Source organism: Enterococcus sp. DIV1758 (genome assembly GCF_051711985.1).
In the GTDB taxonomy this organism is placed as follows: domain Bacteria; phylum Bacillota; class Bacilli; order Lactobacillales; family Enterococcaceae; genus Enterococcus; species Enterococcus faecalis.
Genome location: NZ_JBIOOA010000001.1, coordinates 2,150,752 through 2,164,276, shown reverse-complemented (window position 1 = coordinate 2,164,276; position 13,525 = coordinate 2,150,752). Strand labels below are relative to the sequence as shown.

Annotated in this window: 13 protein-coding genes; 7 read left to right on the top strand and 6 right to left on the bottom strand. The window is 36.6% G+C overall.

Annotated elements, in window-relative coordinates; genetic code table 11:
* Positions 1 to 84 precede the first annotated feature (84 nt).
* Positions 85 to 987 carry a diacylglycerol/lipid kinase family protein gene (locus IGJ52_RS10405; RefSeq protein WP_438792077.1) on the top strand — a complete coding sequence of 301 codons (903 nt, stop codon included), beginning with the start codon at positions 85 to 87 and terminating at the stop codon, positions 985 to 987.
* Positions 988 to 1,106: 119 nt separating this feature from the next.
* Positions 1,107 to 1,841 (top strand): YcjF family protein, encoded by a 735-nt coding sequence (locus tag IGJ52_RS10400; protein WP_002384134.1) that lies wholly within the window; start codon positions 1,107 to 1,109, stop codon positions 1,839 to 1,841.
* Between the two features lie 284 nt (positions 1,842 to 2,125).
* Here the strand turns inward: IGJ52_RS10400 and IGJ52_RS10395 are convergent, their stop codons facing one another.
* The 4 genes from IGJ52_RS10395 to IGJ52_RS10380 all read right to left on the bottom strand — a co-directional run bounded on the left by IGJ52_RS10395 (position 2,126) and on the right by IGJ52_RS10380 (position 7,812).
* The gene (locus IGJ52_RS10395) at positions 2,126 to 3,835 is read right to left on the bottom strand and encodes an ABC transporter permease/substrate binding protein (RefSeq protein ID WP_002356521.1); all 1,710 of its coding nucleotides are present in this window, start codon (positions 3,833 to 3,835) and stop codon (positions 2,126 to 2,128) included.
* Positions 3,828 to 5,018, bottom strand: a complete 1,191-nt coding sequence (locus IGJ52_RS10390; RefSeq protein WP_002388977.1) for a quaternary amine ABC transporter ATP-binding protein — start codon at positions 5,016 to 5,018, stop codon at positions 3,828 to 3,830. Before IGJ52_RS10390 ends, IGJ52_RS10395 begins: the two co-directional genes overlap by 8 nt.
* Positions 5,019 to 5,218: 200 nt before the next feature.
* Complete coding sequence (locus tag IGJ52_RS10385) at positions 5,219 to 5,851, bottom strand: GntR family transcriptional regulator (RefSeq protein ID WP_002356525.1); 633 nt, start codon at positions 5,849 to 5,851, stop codon at positions 5,219 to 5,221.
* A gap of 14 nt (positions 5,852 to 5,865) precedes the next feature.
* Positions 5,866 to 7,812, bottom strand: coding sequence for an ABC-F family ATP-binding cassette domain-containing protein (locus tag IGJ52_RS10380; RefSeq protein ID WP_002365037.1), 1,947 nt, complete (start codon positions 7,810 to 7,812; stop codon positions 5,866 to 5,868).
* A gap of 213 nt (positions 7,813 to 8,025) precedes the next feature.
* On the opposite strand from IGJ52_RS10380, the gene IGJ52_RS10375 reads away from it, so the two are divergent.
* A complete protein-coding gene (locus IGJ52_RS10375; RefSeq protein WP_002356528.1) occupies positions 8,026 to 8,676 on the top strand; it encodes a redox-sensing transcriptional repressor Rex in 651 nt (216 codons plus the stop codon).
* 42 nt (positions 8,677 to 8,718) lie between these two features.
* Here IGJ52_RS10375 and IGJ52_RS10370 read toward each other — a convergent pair whose 3' ends face one another.
* Both IGJ52_RS10370 and IGJ52_RS10365 read right to left on the bottom strand, forming a co-directional pair.
* A complete protein-coding gene (locus IGJ52_RS10370) occupies positions 8,719 to 9,372 on the bottom strand; it encodes a CPBP family intramembrane glutamic endopeptidase (protein WP_002356529.1) in 654 nt (217 codons plus the stop codon).
* A gap of 18 nt (positions 9,373 to 9,390) precedes the next feature.
* A complete protein-coding gene (locus IGJ52_RS10365; protein ID WP_002356530.1) occupies positions 9,391 to 9,567 on the bottom strand; it encodes a hypothetical protein in 177 nt (58 codons plus the stop codon).
* A gap of 232 nt (positions 9,568 to 9,799) precedes the next feature.
* Between IGJ52_RS10365 and groES the strand changes: the two genes are divergently transcribed.
* From groES to IGJ52_RS10345, 4 genes are all read left to right on the top strand, one after another.
* Positions 9,800 to 10,084: a co-chaperone GroES gene (groES, locus tag IGJ52_RS10360; protein WP_002356531.1), complete on the top strand. Its 285-nt coding sequence runs from the start codon at positions 9,800 to 9,802 to the stop codon at positions 10,082 to 10,084.
* A 57-nt stretch (positions 10,085 to 10,141) separates the two neighbouring features.
* On the top strand, positions 10,142 to 11,767 hold the full coding sequence (gene groL, locus IGJ52_RS10355; protein ID WP_002362559.1) for a chaperonin GroEL: 1,626 nt from the start codon (positions 10,142 to 10,144) through the stop codon (positions 11,765 to 11,767).
* A 303-nt stretch (positions 11,768 to 12,070) separates the two neighbouring features.
* Positions 12,071 to 12,790, top strand: a complete 720-nt coding sequence (locus tag IGJ52_RS10350) for a response regulator transcription factor (RefSeq protein ID WP_033600531.1) — start codon at positions 12,071 to 12,073, stop codon at positions 12,788 to 12,790.
* Between the two features lie 23 nt (positions 12,791 to 12,813).
* Entirely contained in the window at positions 12,814 to 13,524 is a 711-nt protein-coding gene (locus tag IGJ52_RS10345; protein WP_002419477.1) for a hypothetical protein, read from the top strand.
* The last annotated feature ends 1 nt before the right edge of the window (position 13,525 follow it).

The window sequence follows — 13,525 nt, the reverse complement described above, 5'->3', positions numbered from 1 at the left end:
CATATTTTTCGCCAGAATCAAAAATATCTTTTATAATAATTGTAAGGAATCAAACGATTTAGATATCAACGAGGAGTGGTACCAGTGAAAAAAGCAGTTTTAATTGTTAACCCCAGTTCTGGTGGTGAAAAAGCCAAAGAATTTGAAACGTTAGCAGAAGAAAAATTAAAGCAGTTATTTGATGAAGTTGTAGTGAAACAAACAGAAAAAGGCGGCGATGCAGAACAATTTGCCCGTGAAGCTGCGGAAAGTCACTTCGACAGTGTTTTCGTAATGGGGGGAGATGGAACCGTTAATGAAGGAATTAGCGGGTTGGCAGAACAAGCTTACCGCCCAAAATTTGGCTTTTTTCCTTTAGGAACGGTGAACGATTTAGCGCGAGCCTTGAATTTACCGATGGACCCTGAAGAAGCGATTCAACAATTAGATTTAGAAAAAACCAGTGCTTTAGATGTGGGGAAAATCAATGACGACTACTTTATGAATGTCGTTGCGATTGGGACGATTCCAGAGTCAATTAACGACGTGGACGTTGAACAAAAAACGAAGTTAGGAAAACTCGCTTATTTTATTTCAGGTGCCAAACATTTAGCGAATGCTCAAACGTATCCTTTTCATTTAAGCTTGGATCAAAAAGAACAAACCATTGAAAGTAGTACCGTTTTAGTTGGTTTAACGAATTCAATCGGTGGGTTTGAAACATTATTACCAGAGGCCCAAGTGGATGATGGCAAACTTCATTTAGTTTATTTAAAAGATCAATCATTGTGGGATGCAGTAAAAGCCGTTCCAGATTTGTTAAAAGGAGTCGATCAGTCCACTGATAATTTAGCTTACCTAACCTTTAAAGAAGGAACAATCTCCTTAGAAAACCAAGAAGAATTAACCACTAATTTGGATGGTGATGAAGGAGCTGCTTTGCCAATTACGATGAAAATTTTGCCTAAACACTTGACGGTGTATTGCGGTGAAGAACAAACAAAATAGCTGATTTTTTGAGAAAAGCTGGAACATTTCTATTTGTTTAAAAAACAGATAAGTTCTGGCTTTTCAAATCATCTAAAAGAGAATCAATCAGGGGATATGCTATACTTTGTTTCTACATATTGATAGATAAGGGAGTTAATGAGATGAGAAGAAAAAAACATAAAAACAAAAAGAAACAAGAACTTTTTGAAGAGATTGAAAAACAAGAATTAGCAGAACAAGAAACTAAGCAATTGAATGAAGAAATCGAAGACCCAGAATTTCGTTCTTTTTTTCAAGATGTCTTGAAAAAATTTCCACAAAAAACGTCTACTGCCATAATGAATGCTTTCGCAACTTCTAAAGGTAAAGCAGAACAATTAGTGACGAACAGTCAAACACAACTCGACAAAGTATTTGATGAATTTTTGGCTGGTGTTTCACCTGACGTGAAAAAGAAAAGTCATCAAACGATTCATTTTGCTGCATTGTCAGCAGCAATTATTGGGTTTTCGCCAATTCCATTTTCGGATGCTTTTTTACTGGTACCTGTTCAATTAACTATGATGTCACGGCTGCATAAAATTTTTGGTCAGTCTTGGTCTGAAAGCTTAGGTAAAAGTTTAACCAAAGAATTAGTAGTGGTTAGTTTAGGTAAGAGCGCAGTCGGAAATATTCTAAAAGTGATTCCTGTTGTCGGAACTGTGACTGGTGGCATGGTCAATGCTTCAGTTGCGGTAGCAATTACGGAAGCGCTTGGCTGGGTTACCGTCAAAATGTTAAACGATGGTGTTGATATCTTTGATGATGTGATGTCTTTCAAAGGACAATTTTCAACATTATTTAAAGCCATCCAAAATGCTAAAAAGAAATAATTACTGTATCGATTAACTAGGATGAGACACATTTAAACTTTTTTAAGTAATTCGTAGCAAATTTCCAAGGTTTTCGTCACAAATTATTCACAGGTTCTCGTTAATATATAAGCATACCAACAAAACACCCAACATAAACACTTTTCATTTTTACTCCTCAAGTAAAAATAACTCCTTTCCACTCAGTCTACCCAACTGAGTGGTTTTTTTTTGCGAAAAAAGAGGGCGTTGAACAATTTGTTCAACGCCCTCTTTTAATAGATGGGGAAGTCATTTGTTAAGAATTATTTTTTCCATTCTGCTACTTGGTCTTTATGTGAATCAACCCAATCGCGTGCAGCTTCTTGTGGGTCTTTGCCTTCGTTAATTTCTAACATGACAGATTCCATATCCTTAGTTGTCCAATGGAAATTATCTAACACTTTGTAAGCTTCTGGTTGATCTTCTTTTAGGCCTTGGCGAGCCATTGTGTGAATCGCTTCTTCGCCGCCCATAGTGCCTTTTGGATCAGCTAAATATTTTAAATCATATTTTGCAAACATCCAGTGAGGAGACCAGCCAGTAATAACGATGTCTTCGTTGTTTTTAATTGCTTGTCCTAAGGCGACAGTCATGGCACCTGATGAAGAAGTTTCAACAGACCAATCTTTCAAATTAGGATAAGCTTCTTTAGTTTTCTCTGCTGCTGCAACAACACCAGCCCCAGGTTCAATTCCAGTAATCTTTTTCCCAGCTTGATCAGATAAATCTTCGATAGAATCAACATCCATATAAGAAGGGACGACAATTCCTAGCTTCGCACCTTTAAGGTTTTCACCAAGGTCGTCTAATTTATCTTTATATTGTTTATATTGCTCTGCGTGTGTTCCTGGCAGCCACGCACCAACCATGGCATCTGTTTCACCTTTAGCTACAGATTCCCACATAATTGCGTTATCTAAAGGAGTCGTTTTAACATCATACCCCATATCTTTTAAGACTTCGGCAACCACATGTGTGGAGGCTACTTCGGTATCCCATTCCACATAAGAAAGGGAAATTTGCTTATCATTTGTTGTTGTAAAAATTGAAGCACCAACTAAGCCAGCGACAATTACAACAACCGCTGCAATAATCCCATATTTTTTCTTTTTAGAGGTGGCACCAGCTGCTTTAGGGGCTGCTTTTTTATTATTTAAATGTTGAGTAAAACGGTCAATGATAATCGCTAAAATAACTAAAGCCACACCATTTACGAAACCGTTCCCGACTTGCGCACGTTGTAAAGCGGAAAGGACGCCACGTCCTAATCCAGGCGCACCAATCATTGAAGCAATAACTACCATTGATAGGGCTAGCATGGTTGTTTGGTTAACACCAGCCATAATCGTGTTTTTGGCTAAAGGTAATTCTAATTTGAATAATTTTTGCCAGCCAGTACTACCGTAAGAATCAGCTGCTTCAACAAGTTCATTTGGTACTTGTCGAATTCCTAAATTCGTAAAGCGCACGGTTGGTGGTAAAGCGAAGATAACAGAGGCGAAGACCCCAGGAACCATACCAATTCCGAAGAATGCAACGGCTGGAATCAAGTAAACGAAACCAGGCATTGTTTGCATGAAGTCCAAAATCGGTGTAATAATACTCTTGGCTTTTTCGCTTTTCGCCATTAAAATCCCTAGTGGCACACCAATGATAATGGAAATAACACTAGAAAGTAAAACTAACGTAACGGTACTCATTAGATCGTTCCATAAGTTTTGATTATAGATAAACATTAAGCCGATAAATGTGAATAAACTTAAGCCAATTTTTTTATTAGAAATAAAGAAAGCAGCAATCGTTAATAGCACGATCAGCACAAGTGGTGGTACGGCTGTTAGTAATGCAGTAATGTTGTCCATTACACTTTGACCAATTGTTTGTAAAAAGCTGAATAATCCAGCAAATGTTGAAGTTAACCAATCAGTAAAACTTTCAACCCAAGACGCGACAGGTAATTGATACTTATTCATGTTCGTTCACCTCTGTTTCTGCAAGTGCTTCAAGTACGCTACCACGGATGACCACGCCTAATAGTTTGCCGTTATCAGTCACGGCAAGAGGCGTTTGTGCATCATAAATCAGTGGGAAAATATCATTCACTAACATATCTTTGTCGATTGTTTGAATTTCTGGATCCACACATTCTACAAGAGAAGTCCCGTTTTTACGCGCTTCTAAAGCTTTTTCTGCGCGTACAACGCCTTTTAGTTGGCGTTTTTTATCCACGGCAAGTAACATACTCACTTCTTCTTGACGCATCCGTTTTAAAGCAACAGTTGGACCATCAATTTCAATGTTAGTAGTTAAAGCAGGTACCATAATATTTTGGGCAGTTAAGACTTTTGAACGATCCACATCTTCCACGAAGGTTCGCACATATTCATTGGCTGGGTTGGTTAAAATTTCTTCTCCAGTCCCAATTTGCATAATTTGACCATCTTTCATCAAGGCGATCCGGTCGCCGATTCGTAAAGCTTCATTCAAATCATGTGTGATAAAGATAATGGTTTTTTTGACATTTTCTTGTAAATCTAATAGTTCGTCTTGCATTTCACGACGAATTAACGGATCAAGAGCAGAGAATGCTTCGTCCATTAATAAAATTTCTGGATCGTTAGCCAAGGCACGAGCAAGGCCGACACGTTGTTGCATCCCACCAGATAATTGACTTGGTAATTGGTCTTTAAAAGCAATTAAGCTAGAATTTTCTAAGGCTTTTTCAGCTTTTGCTTGGCGTTCTTCTTTAGGAACACCACGAATTTCTAAACCATATTCCGTATTTTCTAAGATAGTTCGATGGGGGAAAAGACCAAAGTTTTGGAAAACCATGCTCATTTTATTTCGACGTACTTCACGTAATCCTTCTTTATCTAAAGAAGAAATATCTTGTCCATCAATATAAATATTTCCTGAAGTTGGTTCAATCAAACGATTTAATAAACGAATTAATGTTGATTTCCCACTTCCTGATAACCCCATAATAACGAAAATTTCGCCTTCTTCAACTTCGAAATTTACATCATAAACACCGACTGTGGCACCCGTTTTTTCTAAAATTTCTGTTTTGCTTTTGTTGGCACGAATCATTTCAAGTGCCGGTTTGGTTTTCTTACCAAAGATCTTGGTAAGGTGATTTACTTTTACTTTTGGCAAATCATTGTTCCTCCTCATTAAAAAAAGTGACTACATCAGACTACTATAAAGTTGTCACTTTGTCAAATTAGATGAAAAACTTTCTGAAAATGAAGAAAAACAGTATTTTAACTAAGTTTTATAGTGGTTTTTTATGAAAAATAGAAATAATAAATAAAAAAAGTGACTATTTACCGCAAGATAAGTAGTCACTTTTTTGTTTAAGGATAGAAAAAATTCTGCACTCGTTGTAACGTTGATTCGTCATGCCCAACAAAATAAAGTGTGTCGTTCAACGAAATCTTTGCATATGGACCAGGTGAGACCAGAAGCTCTTCTTTGTGTTTGATGGCGATAATCGTTGCCGAAGTGTTTTGCCAAAAATTCATTTCGCTAATCGTCGCCTCAAGATAAGCAGCTTCTTCTGTTAAAACTAATGAATAAGGATTCATTGGATTGAAAGAATCAAAACGCTTTGTTTGTTCAACAAGAGTATCTAGAATGCTAGAAAAATGAGTAAGTTCTTCTTTTTGTTTCGCTACGCTATCTAGCAATTCTTCTTTAATTTCAGCAATCGTTTGAACGTCTTGATATTGTGTCACAAAGTCCTGCGCTTTTTCTTTCGATGCCACATAGAAGCCGCTGCCGTGTTTGGCTTTAACGATTTCTAAATCGACTAAAACGATAATGGCTTTGCGAGCTGTTTCTGGCGACACTTGGTATTGGTTAGCTAGGGTGGAACGGGCATGAATTTTATCTCCAACATGTAATTTGCCTTCTGCAATTTTTTCCGCAACATCAACGGCGATTTGTTGATATTTGGGCTTCGTTAAACTGATTTTTTTGGAAGCCATAGTGAATCCCTCCGTTAATTGTTATTTTCCATTTCTTCTAATTCTAAACTGAAATTTTCCCATTGCTCAAGTAGTTCATCTTGTTGCTGACGAGCATCATCTAATTGTTGGTTTAAAGCCAGCAATTCAACATGATTTTCTAGAATGTCTGGTTGACTCATTTGTGCTTCTAATTGTGCAATTGTCGTATCTAGTTGAGCAAGATTTTCTTCGACTTGTGTTATTTTTCTCTGCAAAGTACGGAGTAATTTTTGTTGCTCCTTATTTTGATAAAAAGTATTTTTAGCTGTGACTGGTTCGGGTTTTTTCGCCGCTTCTTCATTAGCTAAGAGGGCAGCGATTTCTTCTTCCTCTTGTTTCTTTTCTAAATAATAATCATAGTCGCCTAAATAAAGTTTGCTGCCTTTTTCAGAAAGCTCAACAACTTTTGTTGCAATTCGATTGATAAAGTAACGGTCATGGGAAACGAAGAGGATGGTTCCTTCATAATCAATCAGCGCATTTTCTAAAACTTCTTTATTATCAATATCCAAGTGGTTGGTTGGCTCATCGAGAATCAAGAAATTGTCACGATCCATCGCTAATTTTGCTAATGCCACACGGGCTTTTTCGCCACCGCTTAATAAAGGAATCGTTTTTTCAACATCATCTCCACTGAAGAGAAAGCCGCCTAAAATACTTCGAATCTCTTTTTCAGGTGTGGTTGGGTGTTCATCCCATAATTCCGCTAAGACCGTTTTATTGCCATGTAAATTGGCTTGCTCTTGGTCATAGTAACCTACAGAAACATTGGTGCCAAAAGTTTTACTTCCTTTAATGAAAGGAATGCGGTCAATAATTGATTTCAAGAGAGTGGATTTACCAATTCCGTTCGGTCCGACTAAGGCAATGGCTTCTTTGCGACGAATATCCAAGTGAATAGGTTCGGATAAAATATGTTCTTGGTCGTAACCAATGGCGGCATCTTCGACTTGTAAAACAACATTTCCCGAGACTTTTTCACTATCGAAAAGAAAATGCGCCGATTTTTCATCTCCTTGAGGTCGGTCTAAACGGTCCATTTTTTCTAATACTTTTCGGCGACTTTGTGCACGTTTCGTTGTAGATGCACGAACCAGATTTTTGGCAACGAAATCTTCTAACTTATTGATTTCTTCTTGTTGCTTTTCATACGCTTTCCATTCACTGGCTAATTGTTCTGCTTTTAACTCTAAGTATTTGGAATAGTTTCCTTTGTAGTGAGTCATTTTTTTGCGGCTCAGTTCATAAACTTCATTAACTACCTTATCTAAAAAATAACGATCGTGGGAAACAATCAATAGGGCGCCGGCATAACTTGGCAAATAAGATTCCAGCCAAGAAAGCGTCTCGATATCTAAGTGGTTTGTAGGCTCGTCCAGAATTAAAATGTCTGGTTTTTGTAAAAGCATTCTCGCTAATGCAAGCCGGGTTTTTTGACCACCAGATAAGGTTTGAATATCTTTCGTGTAAAAGGATTCATCAAAGCCAAAGCCGTGAAGGACTGAGCGAATTTCATTTTCATAGCCGTAGCCATTTTTTTCAGAAAATGTATGTTGCAATTGATCGTACTCTTTTAAAATTCCTTCATAAACGGAAGTGGTTGGCTCCATTTCACTAATTTTAGTTTCTAATTCTCGCATACGCTGTTCCATTTCTAGGATGTCAGCAAAGGCTTTTGTCATTTCTTCCCAAACGGTTTTATCTGATTCTAAGCCGGTATTTTGAGCTAAATAACCTAACGTAGCAGTTTTATTTTTGGCAATGGTTCCGCTATCGGGAGCATCAATGCCTGCAATGATTTTTAAAAAAGTCGATTTTCCAGCACCATTACGACCAACTAAGGCAATCCGACTTTTTGTTGCAATTTCTAAATGTATGTTTTCAAACAATGTTTCCGAGCCAAAATGCCGGGCAACTTGATTTGCTTGTAATAAAATCATCAGTAGTCCTCATTTCTAAATTCATTGCCCTTAGTGTAGCATAAAATCTGCTAAAATAGCACGTATCAAAAAATGCTTTGTGAAGGTTTATACCTTTTATCACAAACTTTTGAAGAAAAATGCTATTTTTGAGCCATAGAATTGCTTTTTATTGTGAAAAACTGCTATTATGTTAATGGATAAGATTTAAGTGAAAGTATTGGAGGTCCAATTGTGAAAGATCAAGTTATTCCAAAAGCAACGGCGCGACGCCTTCCTTTATATTATCGCTACTTAAGAATGTTACATGATACAGGAAAAAATAAAGTCTCATCAACTGAATTAAGTGAAGCGGTACAAGTAGACAGTGCGACTATTCGTCGTGACTTTTCATATTTTGGTGAATTAGGTAAACGTGGGTACGGCTATGATGTTGAAAACTTAATGAACTTTTTTGCAAAAACATTGAATGAAGATGAGTTAACCAATGTCGCATTAATCGGGGTTGGTAATTTAGGAAGTGCTTTATTAAAGTACAAATTCCATCAAAGCAACAGTATTCGTGTAAGTTGCGCATTTGATGTGAATGAAGATATTGTGGGACGCATTGTTGACGGTATTCCGGTTTATCCAATGGAAGATATGATGGAACAAATCCGTGTTCAACAAATCGAAGTAGCTATTTTAACTATTCCAGCTCGCAAAGCGCAAGAAGTTGTGAACAAACTTGCCGAAGCAGGGGTTAAAGGAATTCTAAACTTTACGGCTGCGCGTTTAGTAGCGCCACCTGAAGTATTAATTCAAAATGTTGACTTAACCAACGAATTACAAACATTGATTTATTTCTTACATCATGACAACGAATTGATTGACGAAGAAGAATAAGCAAAAGAAAAGGGCCTAGTCGTTTAGACGAAGGCCCTTTTCTTATTGAATTGCACCATTATGCAAAAGTAGTTGAACAATAATCACAATCGTATTCATGCCGCAATGGGCGATAATTGAGGTCCAAATTTTTCCAGTTTGCTTGTACAAAAGAGCAAAGAAAAATCCCATAAAGAAATAAACAAAAAAGTGACCATCGGCATGTGCGAGTGAAAAAATCGCCGAACTAACAGTAGCCGCAATCCAGAAATTTGTAAAAGGCTGGATTAAATGGATAAATGCATAACGAAAGACGAATTCTTCCATAATCGGACCACCGATAGTAGTTGCCAAAATAAATAAAGGATTTGCCAAAATCACCGCTACAATAGCTTGTGTATTTTGAGAAGTAGCTTGTTCTCCTGTGATGGCTACTTCAATGGCGAAAGTAACGCCTTGAATCAGCATGGCAATGAAAATCCCACTAACACCTAGTAAAAAAATAAAAATAGGTGATTTCAAGGTTGCTGTTTCCTCTAAAGGAGAAGGTTCTGTTGTTTTTAAAAAGATGCCAATCATTACAAGGGCACCAATAATGTAGAGAGCAGTTGTCACATTAATCGCTGCATTGGGAGAAATACCCGAAAAAAGTAACGGCCCGAAAAAAGCGATAATGTATGTGACTAAAATAAATAAACTTGATTTTCTTAAGGTCATGGTTAATCCTTTCTATAATTATTTTTTACGATTATTGCGATATCCTAATAAAAGAAAAACGAATAAGAAAAAGAAAAGAGATTCCCAAAGTGTCGAAACAATTCCTTCTGTGACACTGAAAACAAGATTTCCTAAATTCGCTATCACAAAATAAACGAATGTTGCTATTAGTGCTGTAAGTAAACGTTGTTTCATTTTATTCGCCTCCAATCGTAGTCAATTTATTTTACCATGAATTAAAGGATTGGAAAAACATTCCATGAAAAAAGAATACGCAATAAAAAATGCGTATCTTATAATTGACAAGAAAAAGAGAGAAAAGACTTGCATTTTTAGAGTGAAATGAGTATTATAAATAGTGTGAGTTAGCACTCTTATGTATCGAGTGCTAAAATAAGCGAAAACTTTTTATTTGGAGGGATTTATTGTGTTAAAACCATTAGGCGATCGCGTCGTAATTAGAGTCGCGAAAGAAGAAGAAAAAACTGTTGGAGGAATTGTTCTTGCATCCGTTGCAAAAGAAAAACCACAAACAGGTGAAGTTATCGCAGTAGGTGAAGGTCGTGTGCTTGAAAATGGCACAAAAGTTCCGATGGAAGTAAAAATTGGTGACACAGTAATGTTTGAAAAATATTCAGGAACAGAAGTGAAATACGAAGGCGTAGAATACTTAATTGTATCAGCCAAAGACATTATTGCCACTGTTGAATAATAAAAAACTTTTACAGAATAATATAATAGAAGAAAAAAATTATGAGGTGAAGAAATCATGGCAAAAGAGATTAAATTTGCAGAAGATGCACGTGCAGCAATGCTACGCGGAGTAGATGTATTAGCAGATACAGTGAAAGTGACATTAGGCCCTAAAGGTCGTAACGTTGTTTTAGAAAAATCATTTGGTTCACCATTGATTACTAACGATGGGGTAACAATTGCTAAGGAAATTGAATTAGAAGATCATTTTGAAAACATGGGCGCAAAATTAGTTTCAGAAGTTGCTTCTAAAACGAATGATATTGCTGGTGACGGAACAACAACAGCGACTGTTTTGACACAAGCCATTGTTCGTGAAGGCTTAAAAAACGTAACTGCTGGAGCTAACCCATTAGGTATTCGTCGTGGGATTGAATTAGCAACAAAAACAGCAGTAGAAGAATTACACAATATTTCATCTGTAGTTGATTCAAAAGAAGCGATTGCACAAGTCGCTGCTGTTTCATCAGGTTCTGAAAAAGTCGGCCAATTAATTGCCGATGCAATGGAAAAAGTTGGTAACGACGGCGTAATTACCATTGAAGAATCAAAAGGGATTGAAACAGAATTAGATGTGGTTGAAGGAATGCAATTCGACCGCGGTTATTTATCTCAATACATGGTTACTGACAACGATAAAATGGAAGCTGTTTTAGAAAATCCATATATCTTAATTACCGACAAAAAAATCTCAAATATTCAAGATATCTTACCTTTATTAGAACAAATTCTACAACAAAGCCGTCCACTATTGATTATTGCGGATGATGTTGATGGAGAAGCTCTACCAACATTAGTGTTGAACAAAATCCGTGGTACATTTAATGTTGTCGCAGTAAAAGCGCCAGGATTTGGTGACCGCCGCAAAGCGATGCTTGAAGATATTGCTATTTTAACAGGTGGTACAGTAATCACTGACGACTTAGGGTTAGAGTTAAAAGACACAACCATTGAAAACTTAGGAAATGCTAGCAAAGTAGTTGTCGACAAAGATAACACAACAATTGTTGAAGGTGCTGGCTCAAAAGAAGCCATTGATGCCCGCGTTCATTTAATTAAAAACCAAATCGGCGAAACAACGTCTGATTTTGATCGTGAAAAATTACAAGAACGTTTAGCTAAATTAGCTGGTGGGGTTGCTGTCGTTAAAGTCGGTGCTGCAACTGAAACAGAATTAAAAGAATTAAAATTACGAATTGAAGATGCGTTAAACGCAACACGTGCCGCTGTAGAAGAAGGCATGGTTTCAGGTGGTGGTACCGCACTTGTCAATGTAATTGGTAAAGTCGCTGCGTTGGAAGCTGAAGGCGATGTGGCAACAGGGATCAAGATTGTCGTTCGTGCATTAGAAGAACCAATCCGTCAAATCGCTGAAAATGCTGGTTATGAAGGATCAGTGATTGTTGACAAACTAAAAAATGTTGACTTAGGTATCGGATTCAATGCAGCTAACGGTGAATGGGTAAACATGGTTGAAGCCGGTATTGTTGACCCAACAAAAGTAACTCGTTCTGCATTACAAAATGCAGCTTCTGTGTCAGCTTTATTATTAACAACCGAAGCAGTTGTTGCAGACAAACCAGAACCAGCTGCACCAGCTCCTATGATGGATCCATCAATGGGCATGGGCGGTATGATGTAAAAATAAAAAAGTATTCTAAAAGCTTACGATTGAAAAATCGTAAGCTTTTTTTTACATAAAGAATAAATAATCTGAATAATATCTTTGCTTGTAGTGTTTTCTCAAATATTTACTCATTTAACAAAAAAGATGATAATTTAAAGGCTTCGTTTTAGCTAGACAGCCTTGTTTTTATTCGATAAAATTTAGTAATAACAATCATTTTTTGAAAAATTAGTAGTTGGGGATTTTTATTTATTAATAGAATATAAATAAAAATTATTATATTTTGAAGGAGAATATTAGGAAGATTGAGGTAAAAAAATGGAAAAATATACAATTGGTGTCGTCCCTTTGACAATTGAAACAAAAGAATACTGTCAAAATTGGTTTGTTAGTAATCAAGTAGAATGTCAGATCATCCAAGGAACAAATATACTTCTTCATTTGCACCATATTGATGGATTAGTGATTGAAGTTACTGATCACCAGCAAGTAAATACTTGTTGTGAGTTATTAATGACAATTCGCAAGCAGTCAGACTTGCCAATTTGGTTATTTTCTCGGACAGAAGCAATTAGTAAAGTCAATCGAATTATTTATTTACAATTAGGCGCAGATGGCGTTTTTGATCATTCTTATGATCGCCAAGAATGCGTGTTAAGCATGAGTAATTTATTGCAACGTGTAAAAAGACGTTTTTATCCTAAATTAGTTAGTGCAAACGAGGAACAAACCGTTACTAAGAATCTTTCTGAGAGATTGTATTTAATTGCGCCAAATTTGAGTGTTTGCTTGGGAAGTGGAGAAGAAATTCTTTTAACAAAATTGGAATTTTTCACAATAGAGTATTTATACAAACACGCAGGACAAACAATTACATATGAAGAACTCTACAAAAATGTCTGGAAAGATACTGCGAATGAACGAAAATATCGTGTCGCTAATGTGATTTTCCATTTGCGTAAAAAAATTGAACAAGATGTGAACAAACCACAATATATCAAAACAATTCGCTCAAAAGGCTATATGTTAACGGTGTAAAAGGTACGAAGGAGGAGAAACAAATGTGGCAGTTTTTGACTAAAAACAATGAAGATGAGGAGTATGAGAAGATGCCGGATTTTGAAAATGAACAATCGGGGAAAGCACAACCAAAGGTAACAGAGGAAGCAATCTTTGATGACGAGGTCGTTTATGCAAAAGAGCAAGCTGCAAAAGTTAAGCAGGTCAAGCAAGAAGTGCCGACTGAACTGTCGGAAGAATCGTTTTCTTTTGCTGAAAAACTAGAAGAAGAAAATCAAATATATCAGCAATCCATAAAAAAACTAACGGAGCAATTATTAATGCAAACCAATGAAGTGGAAGCATTACAAAAACAAGTAGTCGAAAAAGATGTTCAACTTAAAGATGTTAAAGAAACGTTAAGTGATAAAGAAGCAACTATCACTTCTTTACAGAAACAATTGTCTGAAGCAAAGATACAACAGAAACAGACTAGCGAAGAGAACTTAGACACAGCCGTTACGCTTTCTCAAAAAGAAATTGGCGAAGTCTTATTAGAAGCCAAACGTCAAGCAAAAGAAACAATTGCCCAAGCTAACCAACAAGTTGCAACAGTTCATGAAGAGATGGAACAACGTTTAGCAACTTTAACACGCATGAAGCAAGTGGCAAGAGAGTACCAAGCTTATTGTGAACAAATGCTAACCATCAAGAATGAATCAACAGGAATGTACCAACAGATAGAGCAATTATTAGCAGAAATAAAGAGGTAAA